Genomic DNA, 25,515 nt, shown 5'->3' on the forward strand with positions numbered 1-25,515 from the left:
GGAATAATAAAGGCATAGTTCCCTACCCTTTTTATGCCTTCCGAAAATGATTTTAGAACCCAATCACTGTTGAAAGATGGGATAGCATATTGAATAATACATGGAATAAGATTATTTACAAAATTGGCTCTACCTTCTACGATCAATTTTTTAATGCAGGTATGTTTTTAAAGACAAGAAAAAGGATTTTTCAAGAAGTACCTTTTCAAAGCAAACAAAAAATCTTGTATGTAGGTATTGGTACTGGTGCTGATCTAGAGTTAATCAATTATGAAAAATATGATATTACAGCAATTGATTATTCTCCTGACATGCTAGCTAAAGCAAAACGTAAATTCGAGCACTCTTCAATTAAGTTGTTAGAAATGGATGCTCAAAAAATGACTTTTGAAGATGAATCATTTGACTATATCGTAGCGAGTTTGATTCTTTCTGTCGTTCCAGATGATAATAAATGCATGCAAGAGATGATTCGAGTCTTGAAACAAGACGGGAGAATTTTAATTTTTGATAAGTTCGCACCTAAAAATCAAAAAATCTCATTTATAAAAAAACTAATTAGACCATTTATAAGCATCCTAGGAACCGATATTGGGCGTAGTTTTGAGGAATTGTTTAAGCAAAATGAACAAAGGCTCAAAATGATAAAGGATGACCCTGTTATGTTACGTGGCATGTACAGATATATTGAAGTAATTAAATGCAAATAACTACTTAAAGATACAAAAAACGTATTGAGTTATTTAACTCGATACGTTTTTATGAATGAATAAAAAAAGAGAAAAATCCCTGCTTAAATTCTTCCTGTTTTCAGTGCTCTAGCCCAATCTAAACGACCATTTTTCTGGCTTGCGCTAATGGCTTCATTAGCATTATATGGAATATGTAATTGCTCTATTAGCCAATCGTCATTTTGTTTTGTCACTATTGCATAATTAGCAAATGGTGAGCCTGATTCCATTTTGTGATAGATCGGTAATTCATCCTCGTAAGCTGGTAATCCAACACTTCCAGGATTAATAATGATTTTATTATTTGGAAGATAAACAACCCTTGGTATATGTGTGTGTGCACAAAAAATAAGCTTTTGTGGAATATCACTTACTAGATCCATAATCTTCTCCGGTTTTTTAAGGACTGATCCATTAGAGCTTATTTCCTCTAATAAATATATTTCATCATTTGTCGGTGTACCATGACAGAAATAGAAATTATCTGTTTGTAAATAAGTAGGTAAATTTGTGATCCACGTTCTAAGCTCCTCCGTTAATAAATTCTGTACATATTGCACTGTCGAATTAGACGTGTCCTGTTCTAATAAAATTCGATCACAATTCCCTTTAATACTCTGAATATTTGGTTTCCTTAAAAGATTATACGTTTCCAATGGGAATAACGGGCCATACAAGCTATCTCCTAAATTATAGATAGTTGTAATTCCTCGGTTCTGAATATCTGTTAGTACAGCTTGTAAAGCATCTTTATTTCCATGGACATCAGCTATTATAGCAATTTTCATTCCGAATACCTCTTTAGAATTGATAGTTTCATCTATTCTACCATAAAGAATAAAACCATCGTTTAAAGAAATATCCTCCAAACGATGGTTTCTAATATTATAAGCTTATTGGCTGACTAACTTTGCTATATTTGCCTTCAAAGAACGCAAGAGGTGCCCCATCGTTCATCACAATATCCGTTACTTCCCCAATAAAGAGTGTATGATCTCCAGCTATTTGTTTGCTATGGACATTACATACGATGCTAGCTAATGCATTTTTAATAATAGGTAGTTCATTTACCCAATCAAAATCAATCGCACGCTCTTCTTTTATTTGTCCTGCAAAATGCATCGATAGATCTTTTTGTTCCTCTGATAAAATGTTAACTGTAAATTTTCCTGTAGTATTAATTTTATCTAGCATTTTTGCTTTTTCACCAATGGATATTAAGACCAGTTTAGGGTCAAGCGAAACGGACATAAATGCATTAGCCGTCATACCGTGTGCTTCCCCATCCATAACTGTTGTAATAACTGTCACCCCAGTAGCAAATTTCCCCATTGCATTTCTAAATGTTCTATCGTCCATCATATGATTTCCTCCTCAAAATTTTTCGTATTTTAACCTTCTTAAATAATTAAATATTCAGACTATTGATCGTGGATTCTGTTATTTAACAACTAGTTCTTTCTGTGGTAGTGATTGATCTACTAGGCTCTCCTCCATCACTGGCGTTTTGCGTAAAAATGTTACAGAGATAAAAGAAGCAACAGAAAGGATCGCAATAAATAGAGCGAGTGGCATCCAAGAGTTATGATAAGTACTTAGCAAAACTGTAGCAATCATAGGTGCAGTTCCACCAAACAATGCGGACCCTGCTTGATAACCAAGTGTAATGCCTGTATACCCAACATTTGTAGTGAACATCTCTGTAAACATGGTGCCAATGATACTGGCAATAGAAGACCAGAGAATTCCTAAACCTATAATGGCAGCGGCATAAGCCCAAAATGTTGATTGTGTTGATAATAAATAATAGTAAGGGAAAGAAAAGACTGCAATTCCAGCTGCTCCCATCATGAAAAGGCGCTTACGCCCCAATACATCTGATATTTTCCCCATGATTGGAATACAAAGTGTCGTCACAATGGTTGCAGCAGTTATAATGTTTAATGCGGTAGTCCTCGAAAAGCCTATGTGCTCTGTCGCATAGGAGATAAAAAAGGTTGTGAAAAGATAGAATGGACCTACTTCCACACATTTTGCCCCCAATGAAATGAAGACGGCTTTCCAATGGTAACGTATTGTTTCAAAAAGCGGAACCTTTACCACATTACCTTTTTGCTTTTCTTCACTGAATGCTGATGTTTCTTCTATGCCACGGCGTATCCAAAAACCAGTAATTACTAGAACTGCGCTTAGTAGAAAAGGCAGTCTCCAGCCCCACGAAAGGAATTGTGCCTCTGGTAGTAAACTGACGATTGAAATAGCAGTTGTGCCAAGTAACATACCAAGAGGAATTCCCATCGCAGGAAAACTTCCATAGAAACCTCTCTTTTGTTTTGGTGCATTTTCAACCGCTAAGAGCACAGCTCCTCCCCATTCTCCACCAACTGCAATACCTTGAAGAAGTCTTAAAAATACAAGCAGAATAGGTGCAAAAATTCCGATTGTACTATAGGTTGGGAGCAAGCCTATACATACCGTGGATATGCCCATTAATAGTAAAGAAACGACAAGGGTATTTTTCCTTCCGAACTTATCACCCATATGACTAAAAATCAGGCCGCCAAGAGGTCGAATAAAAAATGTGACACCAAAGGATGCATAAGCGAGTAACAAACTTACATACGGATCATGGCTTGGGAAAAACAATTTATTGAAAACAAGTGCTGCCACAGTACCATAAAGAAAGAAATCGTAAAATTCAATGGTACTGCCTACTAAACTAGCAAATAATATTTTTCGGGAACTTGCAGTTGATTTTTCATTTCCCATTCATCACATTCCTCCAACTATTTGATTTTTTAATACCATTTTGTAGTTAAACTTTAATTCCAAATAGGGATACTATCCATATAAGCGACCTTGTTAAAAAATTTTACAGTCATTTCTTGATGATTTCCCTCTTTTAGCCTATCTAGTTTATTACTATTCAGTTCTACCCTGGAATCATTGGAGCCACTATGTTTTAAAAAGCCTTGAATGGTTCTATCTCCATAAGCTATTTCAACTTTATACAAGCCTGGTTTTGGCATCACATATTTCTCTTGAATATGAAACTCCATACTATTCAACTGCTGATAGATAAACAGATCTTTTGGGTAATGGGAGCTTCCCTTTATTTCATAATGCTTTCCTAAGTAATAGGGAACTAAGTGAACATCACCTTCACTTATTAATTCTCTAATCAACGTTGAGCTTATCTTGTTATCATTCGTAATTCTTTTGGGGATGACCGTTACATCAAAGGGATTGGATAAACTAGCCTTTCGTAAATAATCTACATTTCCTTGCGCTTTATAACCAAAGGTAAAGTCAAAACCCGCGACAACATGTGTAGCATGGAGATTGATTATATATTGATTAATAAATTCACTTGCAGGAAGTGAAGCGAAAAGCAATGTGAATTCCATTACCAAAACTCTATCAACACCGAATTGAGACATTTCTTCAAGTTTAGAAGATAACGGGGTAATATATTTTCTATCTGTTTCACATTTAATAATTTCACTAGGATGAGGATGAAAAGTCATTACTGACAATTTTAACTTTTTTTTATTAGCTACTTTCTTTGCTTGCTGTAATAAATATTGGTGACCTAAATGAACGCCATCGAAAAAACCTAAAGCCATCACATGTGGTTCTTGAATGGCAACATGCCCGTTCAATGGGTGTGTTAAATACAAAACTTCCACTTTGCTTCACCTTCCTTACAAGTTATATAAATGTATACTGTACTGTGTATACATTAAAGGACAATAAAAAGTGTAGGTGTTGACCAGAGGCATTTTAGATGAGATTCTTCACCCCATCTAATTAGCTTCTCTTCTATGCTTACTCTTTATTTGAGTAGTAGCGAACTTCAAAAATTTTGCAGCCATTTGGTGATTTCCAAGGTCCATGCTCCATGCCAGGAGGTCGACATGCTACCATACCAGCTGAAAATTCCTCATTCAGGCGTAAGTCGATTAAGGATCCTTCGATAATGTATAATTCTTCCCAGAAATCATGAACTTGTACACCATCTGGGGAAGTGTCTGCCCCTGCACCTAGTTCAAGAATACGTGTTGCTACTTCAGTACCTGGAATTTGTGCGATAATTCGTTGTGCGGAGCCTTCTACCGTTTTTGAAGGAATAGCCTCAAACGTTTTATAGTCAACAAATTCATGCTCTTCTTTCTCCTGATTCGCATAATAACGAACCTCGAAAATTTTACAGCCGTTTGGTGATTTCCACGGACCATGCTCCATTCCAGGTGGACGACATGCTACCATACCAGCTGAAAATTCCTTATTCAGGCGTAAATCAATTAACGACCCTTCCATAATATATAACTCTTCCCAGAAATCATGAACTTGTACGCCATCTGGGGACGTATCTACCCCTGCGCCTAATTCCAGAATACGTGTTGCCACTTCAGTACCCGGAATCTTTGCGATAATTCGTTGTGAGGAGCCTTCTACCGTTTTTGAAGCAACTGTCTCAAACGTTTTATAATTAACAAATTCATGCTCTGGTTTAATAAGCACATCAATATCTGGTTTTCCCATGTCAAACGACCTCCGCATCTGCTAAAATATGAACCTTGTAATCTAATTCGATTTTTCGGTCAGTTAAACGATCATATAATTCTGCTGAAAAACCGTCACCGTATATAAATTCTCCAGTAACAATTGGTAAGGTGCCACAAAATATCATCATATCCTCACAATAATATCCACGGTCTTCAATAATAGTTAGTAAATCTTTTGGATGTAGGAACTCACCAAGTGTTCCCGTTTGATATTCCTGTTTCACGCCATTCACCAGCATCCAACTTCTCATTTCAATGTCATCCCAGCGACTTGCAATGTCATCCAGTAACCAAAATTGTGATGAAATAGGCTTGCTGCAAACCTGTTTGGATTTTTGGATGGAGACTTTTTCAAGCTCACGATCCGTGTGATCACTGCCTAGTCCTACATACCATTGTCCTTTCACATTCATAATAACGACTTCAGCCTCACCACTACTCGTTTCTTTGACTACTGAAATAGCTGAGCTTGTCGTAATAAGATCTGTTGAAACATCGTAAATCATCGGCACTTGAGGTGGTGCTGGAACGCCAATCGCTTTTAATTCATCAATATGTTTTTTTACAGATGCCTGATCTTTTCCTGTATAGCCAGCAATAAGCAGGCGTTTAGGTGTAACCTCCATGCTCTTTCCTGAAACGATAATATTCATCAAATGTACTCCTCCTGTCTGTCTAAAACTCGATGCTTTAAATTAGGGAAAACATCACGAATGTGCGCAATTTGAGAAGGATCAATTTCTGTTTTTACAATCGTTTCTTCATCTCCTCCACTTGCCATTACAATTCCCCAAGGATCGACCACTTGACTGTGTCCGCCTAAATGAACGCCATGCGTATTGCCTACACAATTACTCGAAATTAAGAAACATTGATTTTCTAATGCTCGAGCTGTATTAAATATTTTCCAATGCTCTAATCTAGCATGTGGCCAAGCGGATGTAACAAGAAGTAGCTCTGCTCCTAAATCTACCTGTGCACGATATAATTCAGGGAATCGTAAATCATAGCAAGTTGATAATCCAACCTTCCCAAAATCTGTATCAACTACAGTGATTTCATTACCTCTAGTAAGGATTTTCCCTTCATGGGAACCGTAGCGGAATAGGTGAATTTTTCTATACGTGCCTATTAGGTCCCCATCAGGAGAAAATAGAACACTTGTGTTATAAAATTTTCCATTATTTCTTTCTATGAAACTGCCTGCAAAAAGATAGGATTGAACTTCTTTTGCCTTTGAAGAGAATCGTTGGACAAAATCTCCATTTATTTCCTCTGATTCATCAACATATCGATCAAATGCAAAGTATCCCGTAGCCCATGTTTCAGGTAGCACAATTAAATCTTGACCTTTTAACTTATCAATCATGGATTCCACACGATCTATACGGGCGATTTTAGATTCATTCTCTTTAATCTCCATTTGGATGGAAGCAATCTTCATATTTTCAACCTCCTTTTCTCAATATTTCCTAAACTAGTTCCTCGACTTGAGTAGGAAGAGAATAACTTTCTAAAAATGTTTCCACCATTTTTACTGGCTCTTCATAGCCGTAATTTCTAAATGCGTAGCCTTTCGTTACAAATGGTGCTCCATTATAGAACAATTCGTATTGTTGATGTCTACCACCAAATTCTGAACCAATAATGTCCCATACTAACTTAAATAATTTGATTCTCTCTTCCGCACCAACCCCTGTTGAACGGATATATTGGTATATATCATCTTTCGTATCAGGATTGATCATTTCTTTATATGAGGAAGGCAATTGTAAAACACCTCCACCACAAAGCTCTCTTAAAATTCGAATAGTAGATGCATAAATAATATCCTGCTGACCAACTACACCATAAAGGAAACGTGGATCTGGTCGAGCTACCCCATTTTTATCAATCGTACAATTATATTCTGAAGCTAATAAATTACCTTCTACAGATGCTGCAATAGATGCTAATTCACCTAGCTTTTCTTGAACAGAAGGGATTTTATCAATACCATTCATTGCTGTCACTTTACGTGCTGCACCAATTAAAAACTTTAATTTGTTACTAAATCTAATTTGTGCTTGATTATTGCCTAAAACGTGAGCTGGTGTTTCATGGAACTGGGCCCTTACAATATCAATATTTTTGTAGACAAAAATATGTGACCATGGAATAAATACATCATCAAAAACAACTAACGAATCGCTTTCATCAAAGCGAGAAGACAAAGGATAATCAAATGTGCTTGGTGATTTTTCAGCGTAACTAGGTCTCGCATAAAATTTCAACCCTTTTGCATTAATCGGTAAGACAAAGGATAAAGCATAGTCTTCATCACCAGGACGTAGTGGCGTAAGACAGCTTACAAATAAGTAATCTGATACGGCTGAAGCTGTACCAAGCATTTGAGAGCCTCTTACTACAATTCCATCCTCTTTTTCTTCATAAACGCCTACAGGGAGGTATTTATCTTCTAGCTCATGAGCTGCTTTACTTCGGTCAATTTGTGGTGGAATGATAACATAGGTTACATATAAATCATGATCTCGAACATGTTTATAGAAATTTAACACATTTTCTCCAAAACCTTTTCCCCCACGTTCAAATACTTCTGGTGAACTGGCAAATGAAGCTAAAAAACTAGCGACATGGTCTGGACTTCTGCCAACAAATCCACAAGTTGCTTCAGACCATTTAGAAATGGCCAATCTACGTTCCTTTAATTCCTCACGACTTTTGGGGATCATATAGATTTTATTTGCTAGCGTTCCATCCTCAGTTTTATAAAGCATATTTTGTGATTCATCTAATGCTAAATCGTATAAACCAGCAATTGTATTTGTAATTCCTTTAAAAGCAGGATGAGTCGCTACATCTCTCACTCTTTCTCCATTTATGTAGATCGCTCTATCATCTTTCAATGCTTGTAAATACTCTTGACTTGTTCTAACCATCTTTCATTCCTCCCAATGTGTTAACTATATAGATGTTAAAGAGACAATCTTTCAGACAATCAATACCCCCATCAAGTATTTTGTATACTGTATTGTGTATACATTGATTCCTGAAATAATTCAAAAAATTACAATAATTTAATATAGACTTCACCGCAAGCGCTTTCAATAAAATAAAAAATAAGATTAGATATTCCCTAATTGAACAATTTGAAGTGACTCTAGTCAGTAGTAACTTCCTTTAACACCTCCCTTCAAAGCATTAATGGCTATTAGGAATTATCCATAACCATTAACGTTTCTTTCGTCTTTTCTAAATGATGTAAAATCATTTCAGAAGCTGCGTCAGGATTTTTTTCCTCTATAGCTTGAATAATTTGTTGGTGTTCCTCTAGCACACTTTTCATTCGTCCTGGCTGCCTAACAGCTCTTAAACCCATAAGCTGTGTTAGATTATGAAGATTCGTCAGCATTTGTTCCATAATAGTAAATTTAGCTAACTTTGTAAGTGATAGATGGAATTCATGGTCGAGTCCAATAAAACGAATCGCATCATCATTTTGCAGCGCCTCTTCCTGTTGCTCCACAATGAGCTTTAGTGATTTTAATTGATCAGGAGATGTAATGATCTGTATGAGTTTTTTTACTGCCTCTACTTCAATTGCACTTCTTAATAAAAAGACTTCCTTTTGTTCATCCTCGGTAAGTTTTTTCACAGTCATTCCTTTTCTTGGAACAGAAACAAGTAAGCCTTCCTTTATCAAGTCTTGAAGAGCAGCTCTTACCGGCGTTCTTGACGTATTTAATTTTTCGGCTAATTGAACTTCTGTAAAAATTTCATCACTAGTTATACCACCGTATAAAATAGCTTTTTTAATTTCTTTATACACTTTGTCCTGTGTTGTTTTTTCTTTTTCAATCGGCTTTAATTGTGCCCCTTCCATAATAATCCATCCTTTTTATTAAGTCTTTACCATACGAAATTAAAAAATTGAATTTATATGAATGGTTTAAACTCTTTATGTTTTATGTATACATAATACAAAATACGATTATCATAAGTCAACATCATTTTTTGTTTTTTCAGAAATTTCTGGGCAAGTGAAGCAATATCATAAAGAAAGCCCTTCTCCAGCCTACATATGTTCTAATAAACAATTAACAACGTAAACCGTGAAGGGCATGTTTGTACAAACGAAACATTTGCTAGAACATGATATTATTTAATTTTTACTATGATCTTCCCTTTAGCTCTACCAGATTCCGCATATTTCATAGCCTTTTCTGCTTCTTCAAATGAAAAAGTTCTATCAATAACTGGTTTGATGCTACCAGACTCAATCAAATCAGCAATAATACGCAATTGATCGCCACTTGGCTTCATAAATAAAAATGAGTATTGAGCATGATGTTTCTTTTCCAGTGCAGTCAACTTACGACTTGCTGCTGAAAATAACAAGGTTTTCCACCATCCTGAACCATATTCCTTGGCGAAGCGGGCATTTGGCCTGCCTGATACGGTTACAATATTTCCACCATTCTTAATAATTTTGAAAGACTTTTCTAGTGTCTTTCCTCCAAGCGTATCAAAGACAGCATCGTAATTTTTTAAAATAGCTTCAAAGTTTTCTTTCTTATAATTTATCACTTTATCTGCACCTAACGAGGTCACTAAATTGGCACCAGCTTCACTTGCCGTTGTAGCAACTGTGGCACCCATTGCTTTTGCCAGTTGAATTGCAAATGTTCCAACACCACCAGAGCCAGCATGAATTAATATCTTTTGACCTTTTTGTAATTGCATGATGTCATGTAAGGCTTGGTATGAGGTTAATCCTACTAGTGGAATCGAAGCAGCTTCTTCAAAGCTCAAATTTTTAGGCTTTAGGGCGATATCATCTTCATGAATGGAGATATATTCCGCAAAGGTACCAATTTTACTTTTCCTTGGGCGCGCATATATTTCATCCCCAACTTTAAAACGAGTTACTTTTTTGCCTACTTTTACAATAACACCGGAAAAATCATTGCCAAGGATAAGAGGCATTTTATATTGTATTAACAGCCTCACCTTTCCATCACGTATTTTGAAATCAATTGGATTAATACTAGCTGCATGAATTTCAGCGAGTACCTCAAATTCATTAATTTCAGGTGTAGGCATTTCTGCCAACCTCATTGGGGCTTTACCATATCGATCAATCACCATTGCTTTCATTGTTTATTCCTCCAAATCATCTATCGTCAATAATATTCCGTTAACAATGTCTCGATATCTAAGACAAGATTTTTTAATAACCCTAATTTTGTACGTATATCTATATAATAAAAATTTTTTGTACCTTCTTTTCGCATTAAAATAACACCAGCATCTCGTAAAATCTTTAAATGATGTGACACAGCCGGTCGAGAAAGATGTGTTTGTTCCGTGATTTCTCCTACACGCAATCCAGTTTGACAATTTGTTCCCATTAAAACCAATAAAATTGATTGTCGGGTTTCATCACCAATCGCCAATAGAACCTTTTGACAATTCATAAAGTCGTCCTTAATCATGGAAAGCTGGTCCTGTTTATTCATGTATTTCGAAGCCTCCTTTATTTCATTAGTTCAATAGTTTAAGTTAATGAACGATAACTGAAAACAACAATATCGTAATGGTGTACTCTTTGCAATATTGAGAAAGAAAATCGAGACGAATCAAAGTGAGAAGGTCAATAACTTATACTCTTCCCTTATGACAATAAAAAAACACAGAAGTCACATGGACCTCTGCATTATTTGCTTTCTTTTATAAGAGCTTTCATATCTCCAACAATAGTTTCTACTGGTACGTTTGTCGCGCCATCATAGTCTTTGACAACTGTGCCGTCTGCGTTTACTAAATAATAGTTTGACATATGTATGACTTGGTCTGAGTTAGGATCATTTTTAACTAATGAATTGAATGATTTACGTGCGAATTGTTCAATGAATTTTTGTTGATAGCCTGTTAACAACTGCCATTTGCTGTCATCCACAACATTATACGTATTTAAGTAATTCGTTAATACTTCTGGCTTATCCACTTCTGGATCTACACTAAAGGCGACAATTTGATAATCCTCTAAACCCTCATCCTGAAGTGCCTGTTGGACCTCTGTCATATTAAATGTCATTGGCGGACAAATGGTCGTACAGTTTGTAAAAATAAACATGGCTAACCACGGTTTTCCCTTCAGATCATCGAGGCGTACTTGTTCATTTTTTTGATTGGTTACTGTAAAATCTTGAACCTCAAGATTTAATGTTGGCTCAAACTTGTAACCTCCGCAAGCAGCTAAAATACTACTTAAGGCTAAAACTAAAACTAGCAGTATACTTTTCTTTTTCATTTGAGTTGCCCCACTTCCCTTCATTTCATCACCTTATTTTATTCATAATACAAGCTAAATACAAGATAATGAACTTACTTACAGATCGCTTTTTGTGTAACCTGTGAACATTAACTTTTTTTGGTATATTATCATGTGAAATCTTTAAAACAAAACTTATTTTTAAAAAAATTTTTTAGAAGTTTTTTTATTATTTTTTGTTATTTCCCAAGGCATCAGATAATTGTTATATAACACAATTATCCACCTTTAGATCCTATGCAAAATTTAATCTTAAAATAATATAAAACACAATATTCTCTTTTAGGTTATTATTTTCTTCTACATTCACCTTTATTAACAACAAACTATTTTAATAATATTATTTCAATAAAAATTCATTCTCTCTTTTATACATTTATTTTCTAACAATTCCTTATTATTTCTACATTATTTCCTATGATTCAAAGTGACTAAAAATTATAAAAACTCAAAATTTAGTATTGCATTATAAGATTCTCCCTCATAAAATAAGTGAATATAACGACGAACGAAAAAGAAATATGTCGTTTGAAACAGAAATATATAACTTTAGGGGGAATAATAATGGTGAACGTTTCAACAAAAAAACAGGCTCAGTCTATTGATTATCATGCAATAGAGGCAATGGAATCGTTTAATAGCTTTGTGAAAAAGAAAAATACGTTTCTTTTCTCGATTACAGCAGTGTTTCTTATCCTTTATATCTTGCTACCGATCCTTGCCTTCCAGCCTGTACTACAACAAAAATTCTTCGGAAATATTACGGGTGTATGGGTATATTCCGCAGGCTTATTTATCATGACCATTGTGCTTTGTACAGTATATGTAAAAAAAGCGGCTTCATTCGATAAAGCTGCAGCTGCTGTGCTCGAAGAATATCATGCGAAGGGAGAAAATAAATGAACATTGTATCTATCGGCTTCTTTCTAGCTATTGTCGGCTTAACACTTGTGGTTACTTATATTGCAGCAAAGCGTACGTCCTCTGCAGCTGATTTCTATACAGCTGGTGGTGGTTTAAAGGGGTGGCAAAATGGCTTTGCGATTGCTGGTGACTATTTATCTGCCGCAGCTTTCCTTGGGGTGTCTGGTGCGATTGCCTTAACAGGTTTTGATGGTTTCTTCTTCTCTGTAGGCTATGTAGTGGCAAATTTAGTGCTACTTTATGTCATTGCTGAGCCTATGCGTAATTTAGGACGCTATACATTAGCAGATATGTTAACGGCTCGTTTTAATGAAAAACGTATCCGTGGTGTAGCTGCGTCAGGCACTATTATTATTGTCATTCTTTATATGATTGCACAGCTAGTAGGTGCCGGTGCATTAATTAAGCTATTGTTTGGAATTGAGTACTGGATTGCTGTGTTAATTGTCGGCGTTATGATGACAACTTATGTTTTGTTTGGTGGAATGACTGCGACTTCTTGGGTACAAATCATTAAAGCAAGCTTATTATTATTTGGGACAGGTCTTTTAGCCGTATTAGTATTAGTGAAATTTGACTTCTCTCTTATGAAAATGTTTGACACAATTGCCGTAGATCATGGTGAGGAATTCCTTGTACCCGGAATAAAATACACAAGTACTATTGATTCTGTTTCTATGATGATGGCTTTAGTTTTAGGAACGTCTGGCTTACCTCATATTTTAATGCGTTTCTTTACAGTCAAGGATGCCAAGACAGCACGTGCATCAATTTCTTGGACAACTTGGATTACAGCTATTTTCTTCTCATTAACGATTTTCCTAGGGTTTGGTGCATTAAACTTTGTTGGGCTTGATCAAATTCTTGCTGAAAGTAAGGCTGGTAACACGGCTGCCCCACTACTTGCCCATTATTTAGGTGGCGATGTATTGATGGCATTTATCGGTGCCGTAGCGTTTGCGACTATTTTAGCCGTTGTTTCAGGTTTAGTGTTAACTGGGGCGTCTGCGATATCTCATGATATTTATGGAGAAATCATGAAAGGAGGTAAATTAACAGAAAAGCAACAAGTGGTAGCTGCCCGTACTGGCTCCATTTCGATTGCCATTGTATCTATAATTCTTGCATTATTCGCTCAAAGCTTAAATGTTTCATTCTTAGTGTCCTTTGCCTTTTGTATCGGTGCTTCAGCCAATCTACCTGTTATCCTTTATACAATCTATTGGAAGAAATTTAATTCTACAGGTGCTGTAACGGCAATGGTAACAGGATTAGTATCTTGTTTAATTTTAGGAGCGATGGGACCAAATGTGTGGAGCCCAGTTGAAGGTGCTGCAATCTTTGTAGGACAACCACTTGTCCCACTTGCGGTTCCAGCTATCATTACCATTCCTCTAGGCTTTGTTGCTGGATATCTAGGTACAGTTCTTTCTTCAAGTAAAGTACCACAGGAAGAGGCAGAACGTATTTATAAAGAAATTCGCGTGAAAGCGAATACGGGTGTGTCAGTATCGGACATTTCTCATTAATATTTATACACCTCTCTTATAATGAATCTCAATTCAAAAAGTGCAAAAAAATAGGCAAAAAATTCGATTTTTGGTCGAGTTTTTCGCCTTTTTTGTTATTCGATATCTACCAATTTATTTATCGAACAATACTATTCCTCTTCCAAAAAACAGAAAAAATCCAATTTCCACTAGGTGAATAGTGTTTATTTTTAGTTAAAAAAACGAGATTTTTTTGTAAATTTACCCTCCTTTTTTTATCAAGAATCTAGATTTCTCTTTACTTCATTTATTTATCTGAATTTTCTAAAACCCTTTATACCCTTGACTTTGTGCCATTTTTTCTCTCCTAGGACTATTTTCAGAAAAATTTTTTTTACATAATTTTTCTGAAATGTATTGCAATTTTGTGAACTGTTTCATAAAATGAAAATGTGAATTCACTAAACTAGCAAATTTTAGTCTTGAGGCAGAAAAAATATACACAAAATGGGGAATGTTAATGGCGAACAATCAAGCGAAAAAAGGTGTCGTGATTGACTATGATGCAATTGCTAACCAAGAATCATTTAAGGCTCTTGTACGAAGAAAGAACTCTTTTCTTTGGTCTATAACTGCCATATTTTTATTGGCCTACATGATGTTACCAATTCTGACATCATACACGGAAATTCTACACCAAAAGGCATTTGGGGAAATTACTTGGGTGTGGATCTATTCTGCAGGGCTATTCATCATGACATGGGGGTTATGTCATTTATATGTAGCGAAAGCAAACAGTTTTGATAAAGAAGCAAAAGCGATCATCGCTGAATATGAAAACGGAGGTGGCCGCCTATGAGTAATGGAATGAGCTTTACAGCCATATTCTTCTTCGTAGCCATTGTTGGTTTAACTTTAGTTATTACATGGTGGGCTTCTAAACGTACATCTTCAGCAAGTGATTTCTACACTGCTGGTGGTGGCTTAACAGGCTGGCAAAATGGACTAGCTATCGCTGGTGACTATCTATCAGCAGCCTCTTTCCTAGGTATCGCTGGTGCAGTAGCATTATTTGGATTTGACGGATTCTTCTTCTCTATTGGTTATTTAGTAGCTTACTTAGTGGTGTTATACATCGTAGCTGAGCCATTACGTAACTTAGGGAAATTTACATTAGCTGACATGATTACAGCGCGGTTCAATAACGCAAAAGTACGTGGAACAGCTGCTTTAAGCACTATTACAATTGTTTTATTCTACATGATTGCACAACTAGTTGGTGCAGGAGCACTTATTCAATTACTTTTAGGAATCGACTATTGGATCGCCGTATTAATCGTTGGTTTCATGATGACAACTTACGTACTATTCGGTGGTATGACTGCAACATCTTGGGTACAAATCATTAAAGCTTGTCTTTTAATGTTAGGTACAGTAATTATCTCGTTCTTAGTATTAAAAGAGTTCGGCTTCAGTATATCTACAATGTTCAAAGAAATGACAACAGCTACTGATAGTGGTGCTGCTTATTTAAACCCAGGTCTAAAATATACGGATGGACTTGATACTATCTCAATGCTTATTGCGTTAGTATTAGGGACTGCGGGGCTACCACATATCTTAATGCGTTTCTTCACAGTAAAAGACGCACAAACAGCTCGTTCTTCGGTTATTTGGGCAACTTGGATTGTAGGTATCTTCTATGTTCTAACTATTTTCTTAGGTTTCGGTGCAGCAGCATTCGTTGGGAAAGAAGACATTATCGCGGCAAACGCAGCTGGTAACATGGCTGCCCCACTTCTTGCAGAAGCACTTGGTGGCGACATTCTATTCTCATTTGTTTGTGCGGTAGCATTCGCAACAATTCTTGCAGTAGTAGCAGGTCTTGTACTGTCAGGTGCATCTGCCCTATCACATGATATTTATGGACAAATTATTAAAAAGGGTAAAATTACAGAAAAAGAGCAAGTTCTTGCAGCTCGTATTGGTTCGATTACAATTGCTGTTATTTCTATCCTATTAGCGCTTGGTGCACAAACATTAAACGTTGCATTCTTAGTATCTCTAGCATTCTGTATTGCAGGATCTGCTAACCTTCCAGTTATCATTTACACAATTTATTGGAAACGCTTTAATACAGCTGGTGCTGTAACAGCGATGTTAACAGGTTTAATTTCAGCATTAGTATTAGTAGCTATTTCACCAAACGTGTGGAATCCAGTTGAAGGTAAGGCCATTTTCGTTGGTGAACCATTAATCATGTTAACGAATCCTGCTTTAATTTCTGTACCACTTGGTTTCCTTGGTGGCTTTATTGGCACATTACTATCTAAAGAAAGTGATGAGTCGAAATATCGTGAAGTAGACGTGAAAGCTAACACAGGTATTTCTGTACAGGACGTATCTCACTAATACCATGAGAACCTCGTAAGTATCTTGCTTACGAGGTTTTACTTTTTCTCCCCTATTCGCTACTATAATGTTAGAAAGGATTGGAGGGTAAATGTATGTCACAATCTAAAGCTAAAAAGCAACGAATGCATGTTAAACGGACAGTAGGCAAGGATGTTGAAAAAAATCGACAATCGATCTCCTTTAGTACACATGAACGTGTAACAAAAACAAAGAATGAAAAATTAGAGCATGATTACTCAAAACATAAAAAGCAGTATAAGGACGACTAATTCGTACCCTATACTGCTTTTTTCTTAACTTTAATGCAGAAGAACTATTAAAGCTGATAGAAGTTCTTAGTATTTTCACTAATGATTTTAGCCGCTTCCTGTGTTGACAGCCCCTTAATATGCGCGATCACCTCAATCGTCGAATGCATCATCCACGGAGATGTTCGCTTATTCGTAAATGGACCTTCAAACGGCCAAGGACCGTCTGTTTCGACCATCATAAGTTCAATAGGGTACGTTTCAATCAACTGTTGAATTTCTTTTTCATACAAACAATCAGGGGTGATGGAAATAAAATAACCATGCTGAATCATGCGTTTCACTACAGTTTCATCCCCTTTAAACCAATGAAAATGAGCTTGATGAAACTGATGCTTTTCAAGCAAATCACATACGATGGCAGCGTCCTCATAGACAGCATGTAAGATAATCGGCTTGTTAAGTTCCTTTGCCAAAACAATAAAACGCTCTAATAGCACCACGTAAGGACGGTCATCAATAGCATGTTCTTGCCTTAAATAATAAGGAAGGCCAACCTCTCCAACAGCGACCATTTCATCTGCATGACAACGAATCCAATCAAATAGTGCATCCTCTTCACATTGACTTGGTAAAGACTGTTCAGGATGAAAGCCAAAAGCTACCTTAACTTGAGGATAGCTGTTTGATAAATGCAATGTCCTTTGGCATGATGTCAAATGCATGCTAACCGCAATGACAAAATCGGCATCTTCTAGCAAAGTTGGAATCTCCTCATCTTTATACTGATCTAAATGAATATGAGCATCAATCAGCATGCATATCACCCTTTTCTTCTTGTAAATACATAAATAATTGTTGCTTTAAGGCTGTAAATGCAGCAGAATGACGAATTTCCTCTCGGCGAGGTCTAGCAAACGGTACGATCATTTCCTTTTTAACCGTTGCAGGCCTTTTCGTTAAGACTAATATTCGATCTGCCAAAAAGAGAGCCTCTTCTATACTATGCGTAACAAATAGAATAGATTTCCGGTACTCTTCCCAGATAGATAAAAGCCATGCCTGCATTTCCAATCTCGTAAATTCGTCTAGCGCCGAAAAGGGTTCATCTAAGCATAAAATGGGCTTATCACTAACTAAGGCACGTATGAAGGAGACTCGCTGTTGCATGCCGCCTGACAGTTCATTTGGATAGGCATCGATAAAGGACCCAAGACCAACCTTTTCTAGCCATTCCTTGGCACGTTCGACGTTTGGTTTACGCTGTAATTCCTCCACGATGGTAACGTTCTCTAAGATGGTACGCCAAGGCAATAGACAAGGCTGCTGGGGCATATAGCCAATCGTCCCTCTCTTTTGCTGTAAATCCTCTCCATTTAATAAAATGGCCCCATGATCGATTGAAGAGACACCACCTATTAATTGAAACAACGTACTTTTACCACTTCCTGAAGGACCCACAATAGCTACAAACTCGCCATCCTTAACCTCAAAGGACAGATCTTCAAGGACTTGCAGGGCATCAAAGGATTTACTGATGTTTTGAATGCTGAGCATGGTTGCCTCTCCCCTTCACCATGATTTTTTCTATAAATCGTATACTGCTAAACAACAGTAAGCTTAACAAAACAATGGCAAAAATCGCGACAAATACACGATCCGTGCGAAAGGAGGATTGAGCTAAGGTCATATATACGCCAATACCCTTTTTCGCACCAAGCCACTCTGCAATGACAGCACCCATGACACTGTATGTAGCAGCGATTTTAACGCCTGAAAATATAGCAGGATATGCATGCGGCCATTCCAATTTCCAAAAAGTTTGCGAAGTTGTCGCACCAATCATCGCAAAATAGTGCTTTAATTCAGGTGAAGTTTGACGAAATCCGTCCATGGCCGCAATGACTATCGGGAAAAAGCACACAAGGCAAATAATAATGAGCTTTGGTAATAAGCCAAAGCCAAACCATATTATGAGCAGCGGTGCTAAGACAAGTATTGGGATATTTTGCGACATGATCAAAATCGGATAAAACAACTCCCGAATAAACAAAAATCGATGCAACACAATAGCTACCGTTAATCCACAACCAATACCAATAGCAAGACCTAATATGGCCAATTGCACCGTAGCCAAAGCATGTGGTAAAAAGGTTGGATACGATTGAAAGCCTTCCATCAGAATACGACTTGGTGCAGGTAGAAGCCAATGGGGAACTTCAGCCACATGCACGACTAGTTCCCAGATGAATAAGAGGAAGGCGATAAAGATGATCGTCCTTCCCTTTTGAAACGCTTGTTTCATTACTGATATTTCTCCGTTAATGTATCCATGGTAATACCAGTTGGCTGATAGAGTATTTTCACTTGTGTAATCACATTAATAGCACCAAGCTCTATCATCTTGTCATTCATTTTCTCAATAAGTTGAAGCAATGTTGACAGCTCACCTTCCATCGTCGTTTCTAGCGGATGTACTTCATATTTCACACCAGATGCATCAATCACAGCAATGGCTGCATCCACATAAGGAATGACATCCTCATATTTCTCTGTTTTCGGGATAATTTGGACACTGATTAATGAATTTGCCATTTATTTGGCCTCCTTTTTAGGTAAGAAATCATTCGTAAAGGCTTGCTTTGCATCAAACTCGCCCTCTAATACCTTGTTGCTAGACATCCAATTAGCATAGTTTTCCCATACAGAAAGCTTTTGCTCTCCCCATTGCTTCGCATCGTCCTGATATTTATCAGCTAACCATTCTTGACTTTTATGCACTAATTCTTTATCTAAGTCAGGTGCCGCTTCTAGTAAAATATCTGCAGCCTCACTCGGATGCTCGATTGCGTATTCATAACCTTTAGAAGCAGCTGCAACAAAGGCTTTTACAACATCAGGATTGTCCTTTATCATTTTTTCATTAGTAGCCAAAACAGGCGTATAATAATCCAACTGATCACTATAATCCGTTAAATACAACATATTAATCTTTTCCCCACGAAGCTCTGCCTCAATACCTGTCCATGCATAATAAATCCACGCAAAATCAATATCTTTTTCCATCATCGTGAAGAAATCTAAATCACCTGCATTGACAATATCTAATTGATTAATATCGGCATTTTCTGTTTGCATTAACGATTGGAGTACCGCTTGCTCTAGTGGGGCTCCCCAACCGCCATAAGTTTTACCTTCGAAATCCTTTGGTGAGGTAATCCCTTTAGAAGCAATCGAAGCAAAGCCCGATGTATTATGCTGAATGATGGCGGCAATCGAAACAAGTGGTACATCCTGGACACGTGCCTGTGTGATGCCTTCCTGATAGCTTACCCCAAATTCTGCCTTACCAGAAGCTACAAGCTGATCTGCTCCCGCTTCCCCTGGCATCATAATATCAACATCTAAGCCTTGTTCCTCAAAATAACCAAGCTTTTTCGCGACATACAGCCCTGTATGATTTGTATTCGGAGTCCAATCCAGTACTACTGACACCTTTTTTAGCTTATCAGTTGCCTGCTTGTCCTCCTTGTCACTACAGCCCACTAATGTTACAAGTGCAGCCAATAGAATAAATAACCATTTTTTCATGCTAGGTCCTCCCAGTTTGTAATATGAAAGTGTTCATAAAGGAATGCGTGTCACCAGAAAGAAAGCGTAAATACGATGGGCAAGAGGTGTTTGAAAATATAAAAAAACGCCTAGGATTCCTCCCAGACGTAAATTGCAATCAATCTTCAAAACTTTGCTTTTTTGAATAGATGTTCCCTACGCTGGTACGAGCCAAATCAGGTTCAAAGGGTCAGCGTCTATCGGACACAATCTCAGCTAGCAACTACTAGCCCCCCTACATTCTTTCGCTATGAACTTTTCGTTGATTATTATACCCATAGTTACTCTTAAAAGACAAGGTACTAATTTGGTTTAACCGTTTTACACCAAAAAAAGCCCAGCTCACAAAAGAGACTGGGCGTTAAAAAAGCTTGGTTATTGTTCCTTTTGGGTCGTTAGAACATGGGAAATAGCCCCATCTGTTGCGATATCCACTTTAAACGATCCATTGGAATGGCGATCAGCACGAGTCAATGCTTGGACATCTAACACCTCTTGCACACCTTTTTCTGTTTCAATAACAATTTGCTCCTCATCTGTTGCTTGAATAACGGCCACAATGCGGTGCGGATTTGCTTTTAATTCTGTTAATACTTTTAGACCACGTTTTGCACGACTGGCTACTTCAACCTCTGCGACATTCATTTTCTTAACAGCCCCACGCTGTGTCACAATGACAACATATTGCGTTTGATCAGGTTGTAGCACATTCACACCGACTAAGGCTTCCCCATCTTTTAGCGTAATGCCCTTTACTCCGCCTGTTTTTACACCTGTTACTGGTAATTCCTCCATTGGGAAACGAATTGAATAAGCCGTATCTGTTGTTAACATCAATTCCACGTCATCCGTCACAAACGCTGCATAGATCATGGCATCGCCAGCCTTCACATTCATCGTTTTAATTGGTTTTGAATAACGTGTCACCGCGTAATCGGCAAGTGGAGAGCGTTTAATTTGACCATCCTTTGTCGCAGTGAAGATGTACGTATTTGGTTGATCAAATGTTTCAAAGCCATATACAGCGATAATTGACTCATCTTCACCCGTTGGCACGATACTTGAAATATGCTGACCAAGATCCTTCCAGCGAATATCTGGCAGCTCATGAACAGGCTGATAAATATAATTGCCTCGATTTGTAAATAGGAGTAAATGGTGCTGTGTATTTAAGGTTGCTTCATACAATAAGTAATCCGAATCCTTCATCGCAAAATCCTGACCATTTGAGGCGGCATGTGAACGTGTCGAAGTACGTTTAATATAGCCATCCTTCGTTACGGTTACGACAACCTCTTCACTTGGTACAAGAACATCTAAGGTAATTTTAATCTCTTCAATTTCTTGCTCAATTCTTGAGCGACGAGGCTCTGTAAAGCGTTTCTTAATATCAAGCAATTCTTGTTTAATGACACGTACAAGCTTTGCCTCACTTTGTAAAATCCCCTCTAGCTTAGCAATCAACCTATTTAGCTCGTCCTGTTCTTGTCGAAGCTCTGTAATGTCTGTATTGGTTAAACGGTATAATTGCAAGCTGACAATCGCCTCTGCCTGTACCTCTGTAAAATCAAACTTCGCCTGTAAATTAAGCTTGGCATCCTTTTTATCATTAGAAGAACGGATTGTTGCAATCACTTCATCTAAAATGGAAAGGGCTTTAATTAACCCATCCACGATATGGGAACGATCCTTCGCCTTTTGTAAATCGTAAATGGAACGGTTCGTGACTACTTCTTTTTGATGGGCAATATAGGCATCCAATAATAATGGTAAGGTCATCATTGTTGGACGACGATTATGAATGGCAATCATATTAAAATTATATGCTACCTGTAAATCCGTTGTTTTAAATAGGTATTGAAGAATTCCTTGTCCTGGTACATCCTTTTTCAGTTCAATGACAACACGTAAGCCAGTTCTATCAGATTCATCACGAATTTCCGCAATCCCCTCAAGACGTTTATCTACGCGTTGCTCATCAATTTTTTTCACAAGATTCGCCTTATTGACATCGTATGGTAATTCTGTGATAACAATTTGCTCTTTACCACCCTTAATAGGCTCCACAACCGCTTGTGCACGGACAATAATTTTACCGCGACCCGTTTCATATGCTTTTTTAATGCCGTCAACGCCTTGGATAATACCACCTGTCGGGAAATCTGGCCCTTTAATGACCGTCATTAATTCATCCACTGTCGCAGTAGGCTTATCTAAGCGCATTAATACGGCATCTAACACTTCATCTAAAGCATGTGGCGGAATATCTGTCGCATACCCCGCCGAAATCCCTGTAGATCCATTCACTAGTAAGTTAGGGAAACGTGCTGGTAAAACAGTTGGCTCCATATCCTGGTCATCAAAGTTCGGTACAAACTCAACCGTTTTCTTGCCGATATCTCGTAGCATTTCACCAGCAATCGCAGATAATCGTGCCTCCGTATAACGCATGGCAGCTGGTGGATCTCCATCGACCGAACCATTGTTCCCATGCATCTCAATAAGCATATGACGTGCTTTCCAGTCCTGACTCATACGCACCATCGCTTCATAGACAGAGCTATCTCCGTGTGGATGGTAATTACCGATTACATTACCGACTGTTTTCGCAGATTTTCGGAACGGCTTATCATGGGTATTTCCTTCTGTAAACATCGCATATAAAATACGGCGCTGTACTGGTTTAAGACCGTCACGTGCATCAGGCAACGCGCGGTCTTGAATAATATATTTACTATAGCGACCAAAGCGGTCACCCATTACTTCTTCTAAAGGTAAATCTTGAAACTTTTCCGTACTACTCATGCTTGGTCCTCCTCTTGTTGGATGAATTCATTCTCTAAAATATTGGCATCATCCTCCATACCGAAGTCTACATTGGCTTCGATCCATTTACGACGGGGTTCTACCTTATCACCCATTAACGTCGTGACACGTCTCTCTGCACGTGCACCATCCTCGATTGTGACACGAATTAATGTCCGTGTCTCAGGGTTCATCGTTGTATCCCAAAGCTGGTCTGCATTCATCTCTCCAAGACCTTTATAACGCTGTAATATGTAACCCTTTCCAACTTTTTTGATGGCCTTTTGTAGATCGCTTTCTGTCCAAGCATATTCAATGACTTCTTTTTTTCCAGTACCCTTAGAAACTTTATAAAGTGGTGGTAGCGCGATATATACTTTTCCTGCTTCAATAAGTGGGCGCATATATCGATAGAAGAACGTTAATAGCAATACTTGAATATGAGCTCCGTCCGTATCAGCATCGGTCATGATTACTACTTTATTATAAGCGGAATCTTCTACAGCAAAGTCTGTACCAACACCTGCGCCAATCGCATGGATAATCGTTGAGATTTCTTCATTTTTCATAATATCCTGTAGCTTGGCTTTTTCCGTGTTAATGACTTTCCCGCGCAGTGGCAGAATCGCTTGGAATGTACGGTCGCGCCCTTGTTTCGCAGAGCCCCCAGCAGAATCACCTTCGACTAAGTATAATTCATTTTTTGCGGCATTCCGAGACTGTGCAGGCGTTAGTTTACCAGACAGAATGGTACTACCTTTTTTGTTTTTCTTGCCGTTTCGTGCATCTTCACGCGCTTTACGAGCAGCTTCACGTACTTGCTGCGCACGAATGGCTTTACGCACAAGAGAAGCTGATAACTCCGCATTTTCCTCTAGTACATACAAAATTTGCTCAGACACTACACTATCTACTGCAGAACGAGCCTCACTTGTCCCAAGCTTGCCCTTTGTTTGTCCTTCAAATTGCAATAAATGCTCTGGAATACGAACAGAGACGATGGCCGCTAAGCCTTCACGAATATCAGTCCCCTCAAGGTTTTTATCCTTATCCTTTAACAAGCCAATTTTTCGTGCATATTCATTAAATACACGCGTTAATGCTGCTTTCGCACCTGTTTCATGTGTTCCACCGTCACGTGTACGAACATTATTAACAAAGGATAAAATCGTTTCCGAATAACCATCATTATATTGGAAGGCGAACTCTACCTCGATTTCATCCTGGATACCTTCTACATACTTCACCGGATGAAGGACGTCTTTTTCCTCATTCAAATACGCAACGAAAGCTTCAATGCCATTCTCATAAAAGAACACATCACTTTTGCCTTCCTCGCGCTCATCAATTAATTCAATTTTTAACCCTTTTAGTAAAAAGGCTGACTCACGTAAACGCTCTGCTAACGTATCATAATTGAATTTTGTGACAGAGAAAATACTGTCATCCGGTAGGAAATGAACAAGAGTACCTGTTTGCTTTGTTTGTCCTATTTCTTCTAGCGTTGTAACAGGATGTCCACCGTTCTCAAAACGCTGACGATATTTTTTACCGTCACGATGAATGGTAACCTCTAAAAACGTTGAGAGTGCATTGACTACAGAAGAACCTACACCATGTAAGCCACCACTTGTTTTATAGCCCCCTTGTCCAAATTTACCGCCTGCATGCAGCACAGTAAAAATAATTTCAGGGGTTGGTTTGCCCATTTTATGCATACCTGTTGGCATACCACGGCCAAAGTCTCGCACGCTGATACTCTGATCCTGATGAATCTTGACAATAATATGAGATCCAAAGCCAGCCAGTGCTTCATCTACCGCATTATCTACGATTTCATACACAAGGTGATGAAGTCCACGGCCATCCGTCGAACCGATATACATGCCGGGTCGTTTGCGTACCGCTTCTAATCCTTCTAATACTTGTATAGCGTCATCATTATAGACGCTAGGTGACTGTTTATTCGTCAAAAAAATTCCCCTCCAAAAAACAAACACATGTTCTATTTATGTTCTCATCCTAATAATAATAGCATTTCCTGTCAATAGCTAGCGACAGGTCCAATAAAATTTTAAAAATTGCTCACAGTTTTGATTCTTTTTATAGTAAACATCTTCAACAGTTGCTTAAATTTGGAATTTAAGCAAGACAGACTGCTACTACTATCCATTATCGTTTGACGCATAGTAGCCTATTTAGTTTCACTTCCATTTGTTTGGCTTCCCATCTCGAGCGATGAAAGTGCTACGATGTATCTCGCGATTAACTGGATAAAGTTAGACTTCTATTCTACCAAAGGAATGAACGATTGACAAAATTGCCTTTATGCCTATATTTTTAAAAAGGCTTTTTTCCACAACTGATCCTCTCATGTCTAAAAGACTA

The 25,515-nt window shown here is 37.7% G+C and carries 25 protein-coding genes and 1 riboswitch; of the genes, 6 read left to right on the top strand and 19 right to left on the bottom strand.

Features of this window, described 5'->3' with window-relative positions; translation table 11 throughout:
- The first annotated feature begins 89 nt into the window (after positions 1–89).
- Complete coding sequence (locus tag OU989_RS11445; protein WP_274793173.1) at positions 90–710, top strand: class I SAM-dependent methyltransferase; 621 nt, start codon at positions 90–92, stop codon at positions 708–710.
- A gap of 83 nt (positions 711–793) precedes the next feature.
- Here the strand turns inward: OU989_RS11445 and OU989_RS11450 are convergent, their stop codons facing one another.
- The 12 genes from OU989_RS11450 to OU989_RS11505 form a co-directional block, all read right to left on the bottom strand.
- The gene (locus OU989_RS11450) at positions 794–1,519 is read right to left on the bottom strand and encodes a metallophosphoesterase family protein (protein WP_274793174.1); all 726 of its coding nucleotides are present in this window, start codon (positions 1,517–1,519) and stop codon (positions 794–796) included.
- 97 nt (positions 1,520–1,616) lie between these two features.
- Positions 1,617–2,090 carry a flavin reductase family protein gene (locus OU989_RS11455; RefSeq protein WP_274797328.1) on the bottom strand — a complete coding sequence of 158 codons (474 nt, stop codon included), beginning with the start codon at positions 2,088–2,090 and terminating at the stop codon, positions 1,617–1,619.
- Between the two features lie 81 nt (positions 2,091–2,171).
- Positions 2,172–3,500 (bottom strand): MFS transporter, encoded by a 1,329-nt coding sequence (locus OU989_RS11460; RefSeq protein ID WP_274793175.1) that lies wholly within the window; start codon positions 3,498–3,500, stop codon positions 2,172–2,174.
- A gap of 53 nt (positions 3,501–3,553) precedes the next feature.
- Complete coding sequence (locus OU989_RS11465) at positions 3,554–4,420, bottom strand: FAD synthetase family protein (RefSeq protein ID WP_274793176.1); 867 nt, start codon at positions 4,418–4,420, stop codon at positions 3,554–3,556.
- Between the two features lie 139 nt (positions 4,421–4,559).
- Entirely contained in the window at positions 4,560–5,276 is a 717-nt protein-coding gene (locus OU989_RS11470; RefSeq protein ID WP_274793177.1) for a cupin domain-containing protein, read from the bottom strand.
- A 1-nt stretch (position 5,277) separates the two neighbouring features.
- Positions 5,278–5,952 (bottom strand): DUF2848 family protein, encoded by a 675-nt coding sequence (locus tag OU989_RS11475; RefSeq protein ID WP_274797329.1) that lies wholly within the window; start codon positions 5,950–5,952, stop codon positions 5,278–5,280.
- Entirely contained in the window at positions 5,952–6,743 is a 792-nt protein-coding gene (locus tag OU989_RS11480; protein WP_274793178.1) for a carbon-nitrogen family hydrolase, read from the bottom strand. Before OU989_RS11480 ends, OU989_RS11475 begins: the two co-directional genes overlap by 1 nt.
- 28 nt (positions 6,744–6,771) lie before the next feature.
- On the bottom strand, positions 6,772–8,238 hold the full coding sequence (locus tag OU989_RS11485; protein WP_274793179.1) for a 4-hydroxyphenylacetate 3-hydroxylase family protein: 1,467 nt from the start codon (positions 8,236–8,238) through the stop codon (positions 6,772–6,774).
- 272 nt (positions 8,239–8,510) lie between these two features.
- Positions 8,511–9,182 carry a GntR family transcriptional regulator gene (locus tag OU989_RS11490; RefSeq protein ID WP_274793180.1) on the bottom strand — a complete coding sequence of 224 codons (672 nt, stop codon included), beginning with the start codon at positions 9,180–9,182 and terminating at the stop codon, positions 8,511–8,513.
- 275 nt (positions 9,183–9,457) lie between these two features.
- Positions 9,458–10,456, bottom strand: a complete 999-nt coding sequence (locus tag OU989_RS11495) for an NADP-dependent oxidoreductase (protein ID WP_274793181.1) — start codon at positions 10,454–10,456, stop codon at positions 9,458–9,460.
- Between the two features lie 26 nt (positions 10,457–10,482).
- On the bottom strand, positions 10,483–10,818 hold the full coding sequence (locus tag OU989_RS11500; RefSeq protein WP_274793182.1) for an ArsR/SmtB family transcription factor: 336 nt from the start codon (positions 10,816–10,818) through the stop codon (positions 10,483–10,485).
- A 197-nt stretch (positions 10,819–11,015) separates the two neighbouring features.
- Positions 11,016–11,612, bottom strand: a complete 597-nt coding sequence (locus OU989_RS11505; protein ID WP_274793183.1) for an SCO family protein — start codon at positions 11,610–11,612, stop codon at positions 11,016–11,018.
- Positions 11,613–12,197: 585 nt separating this feature from the next.
- On the opposite strand from OU989_RS11505, the gene OU989_RS11510 reads away from it, so the two are divergent.
- The 5 genes from OU989_RS11510 to OU989_RS11530 all read left to right on the top strand — a co-directional run bounded on the left by OU989_RS11510 (position 12,198) and on the right by OU989_RS11530 (position 16,731).
- The gene (locus OU989_RS11510) at positions 12,198–12,536 is read left to right on the top strand and encodes a DUF485 domain-containing protein (RefSeq protein ID WP_274793184.1); all 339 of its coding nucleotides are present in this window, start codon (positions 12,198–12,200) and stop codon (positions 12,534–12,536) included.
- Positions 12,533–14,086, top strand: a complete 1,554-nt coding sequence (locus OU989_RS11515; RefSeq protein ID WP_274793185.1) for a solute symporter family protein — start codon at positions 12,533–12,535, stop codon at positions 14,084–14,086. Before OU989_RS11510 ends, OU989_RS11515 begins: the two co-directional genes overlap by 4 nt.
- A 481-nt stretch (positions 14,087–14,567) precedes the next feature.
- Positions 14,568–14,906, top strand: coding sequence for a DUF485 domain-containing protein (locus OU989_RS11520; RefSeq protein ID WP_274793186.1), 339 nt, complete (start codon positions 14,568–14,570; stop codon positions 14,904–14,906).
- An 8-nt stretch (positions 14,907–14,914) separates the two neighbouring features.
- Positions 14,915–16,459, top strand: coding sequence for a solute symporter family protein (locus tag OU989_RS11525; protein ID WP_274797330.1), 1,545 nt, complete (start codon positions 14,915–14,917; stop codon positions 16,457–16,459).
- 95 nt (positions 16,460–16,554) lie between these two features.
- Positions 16,555–16,731 (top strand): hypothetical protein, encoded by a 177-nt coding sequence (locus tag OU989_RS11530; RefSeq protein ID WP_274793187.1) that lies wholly within the window; start codon positions 16,555–16,557, stop codon positions 16,729–16,731.
- 47 nt (positions 16,732–16,778) lie between these two features.
- Here OU989_RS11530 and OU989_RS11535 read toward each other — a convergent pair whose 3' ends face one another.
- The 7 genes from OU989_RS11535 to parE form a co-directional block, all read right to left on the bottom strand.
- Complete coding sequence (locus OU989_RS11535; RefSeq protein WP_274793188.1) at positions 16,779–17,528, bottom strand: TatD family hydrolase; 750 nt, start codon at positions 17,526–17,528, stop codon at positions 16,779–16,781.
- The gene (locus OU989_RS11540; RefSeq protein WP_274793189.1) at positions 17,518–18,267 is read right to left on the bottom strand and encodes an ABC transporter ATP-binding protein; all 750 of its coding nucleotides are present in this window, start codon (positions 18,265–18,267) and stop codon (positions 17,518–17,520) included. The genes OU989_RS11535 and OU989_RS11540 overlap by 11 nt, the downstream gene beginning before the upstream one ends.
- Positions 18,242–19,015 carry an ABC transporter permease gene (locus OU989_RS11545; protein WP_274793190.1) on the bottom strand — a complete coding sequence of 258 codons (774 nt, stop codon included), beginning with the start codon at positions 19,013–19,015 and terminating at the stop codon, positions 18,242–18,244. Before OU989_RS11545 ends, OU989_RS11540 begins: the two co-directional genes overlap by 26 nt.
- Entirely contained in the window at positions 19,015–19,305 is a 291-nt protein-coding gene (locus OU989_RS11550; RefSeq protein WP_274793191.1) for a thiamine-binding protein, read from the bottom strand. Before OU989_RS11550 ends, OU989_RS11545 begins: the two co-directional genes overlap by 1 nt.
- A complete protein-coding gene (locus tag OU989_RS11555) occupies positions 19,306–20,301 on the bottom strand; it encodes an ABC transporter substrate-binding protein (protein ID WP_274793192.1) in 996 nt (331 codons plus the stop codon). It abuts the gene before it with no gap.
- 157 nt (positions 20,302–20,458) lie between these two features.
- A riboswitch (TPP riboswitch) is annotated at positions 20,459–20,569 on the bottom strand.
- Between the two features lie 128 nt (positions 20,570–20,697).
- On the bottom strand, positions 20,698–23,127 hold the full coding sequence (parC, locus tag OU989_RS11560; protein ID WP_274793193.1) for a DNA topoisomerase IV subunit A: 2,430 nt from the start codon (positions 23,125–23,127) through the stop codon (positions 20,698–20,700).
- Complete coding sequence (parE, locus tag OU989_RS11565) at positions 23,124–25,100, bottom strand: DNA topoisomerase IV subunit B (RefSeq protein ID WP_274793194.1); 1,977 nt, start codon at positions 25,098–25,100, stop codon at positions 23,124–23,126. Before parE ends, parC begins: the two co-directional genes overlap by 4 nt.
- Between the last annotated feature and the right edge of the window lie 415 nt (positions 25,101–25,515).

The organism is Lysinibacillus irui (genome assembly GCF_028877475.1).
Taxonomy (GTDB): domain Bacteria; phylum Bacillota; class Bacilli; order Bacillales_A; family Planococcaceae; genus Lysinibacillus; species Lysinibacillus irui.

Bases quoted from the DNA above. Each gene is read 5' to 3' on its own strand.
- OU989_RS11535 (WP_274793188.1), bottom strand. From the start codon at position 17,528: ATGCTGATTGATGCTCATATTCATTTAGATCAGTATAAAGATGAGGAG.
- OU989_RS11515 (WP_274793185.1), top strand. From the start codon at position 12,533: ATGAACATTGTATCTATCGGCTTCTTTCTAGCTATTGTCGGCTTAACA.
- OU989_RS11520 (WP_274793186.1), top strand. From the start codon at position 14,568: ATGGCGAACAATCAAGCGAAAAAAGGTGTCGTGATTGACTATGATGCA.
- OU989_RS11485 (WP_274793179.1), bottom strand. From the start codon at position 8,238: ATGGTTAGAACAAGTCAAGAGTATTTACAAGCATTGAAAGATGATAGA.
- OU989_RS11505 (WP_274793183.1), bottom strand. From the start codon at position 11,612: ATGAAAAAGAAAAGTATACTGCTAGTTTTAGTTTTAGCCTTAAGTAGT.
- OU989_RS11550 (WP_274793191.1), bottom strand. From the start codon at position 19,305: ATGGCAAATTCATTAATCAGTGTCCAAATTATCCCGAAAACAGAGAAA.
- OU989_RS11490 (WP_274793180.1), bottom strand. From the start codon at position 9,182: ATGGAAGGGGCACAATTAAAGCCGATTGAAAAAGAAAAAACAACACAG.
- OU989_RS11460 (WP_274793175.1), bottom strand. From the start codon at position 3,500: ATGGGAAATGAAAAATCAACTGCAAGTTCCCGAAAAATATTATTTGCT.
- OU989_RS11555 (WP_274793192.1), bottom strand. From the start codon at position 20,301: ATGAAAAAATGGTTATTTATTCTATTGGCTGCACTTGTAACATTAGTG.
- OU989_RS11470 (WP_274793177.1), bottom strand. From the start codon at position 5,276: ATGGGAAAACCAGATATTGATGTGCTTATTAAACCAGAGCATGAATTT.
- OU989_RS11540 (WP_274793189.1), bottom strand. From the start codon at position 18,267: ATGCTCAGCATTCAAAACATCAGTAAATCCTTTGATGCCCTGCAAGTC.
- OU989_RS11545 (WP_274793190.1), bottom strand. From the start codon at position 19,015: ATGAAACAAGCGTTTCAAAAGGGAAGGACGATCATCTTTATCGCCTTC.
- parC (WP_274793193.1), bottom strand. From the start codon at position 23,127: ATGAGTAGTACGGAAAAGTTTCAAGATTTACCTTTAGAAGAAGTAATG.
- OU989_RS11510 (WP_274793184.1), top strand. From the start codon at position 12,198: ATGGTGAACGTTTCAACAAAAAAACAGGCTCAGTCTATTGATTATCAT.
- OU989_RS11530 (WP_274793187.1), top strand. From the start codon at position 16,555: ATGTCACAATCTAAAGCTAAAAAGCAACGAATGCATGTTAAACGGACA.
- OU989_RS11525 (WP_274797330.1), top strand. From the start codon at position 14,915: ATGAGCTTTACAGCCATATTCTTCTTCGTAGCCATTGTTGGTTTAACT.
- OU989_RS11500 (WP_274793182.1), bottom strand. From the start codon at position 10,818: ATGAATAAACAGGACCAGCTTTCCATGATTAAGGACGACTTTATGAAT.
- OU989_RS11450 (WP_274793174.1), bottom strand. From the start codon at position 1,519: ATGAAAATTGCTATAATAGCTGATGTCCATGGAAATAAAGATGCTTTA.
- OU989_RS11495 (WP_274793181.1), bottom strand. From the start codon at position 10,456: ATGAAAGCAATGGTGATTGATCGATATGGTAAAGCCCCAATGAGGTTG.
- OU989_RS11480 (WP_274793178.1), bottom strand. From the start codon at position 6,743: ATGAAGATTGCTTCCATCCAAATGGAGATTAAAGAGAATGAATCTAAA.
- OU989_RS11455 (WP_274797328.1), bottom strand. From the start codon at position 2,090: ATGGACGATAGAACATTTAGAAATGCAATGGGGAAATTTGCTACTGGG.
- OU989_RS11475 (WP_274797329.1), bottom strand. From the start codon at position 5,952: ATGAATATTATCGTTTCAGGAAAGAGCATGGAGGTTACACCTAAACGC.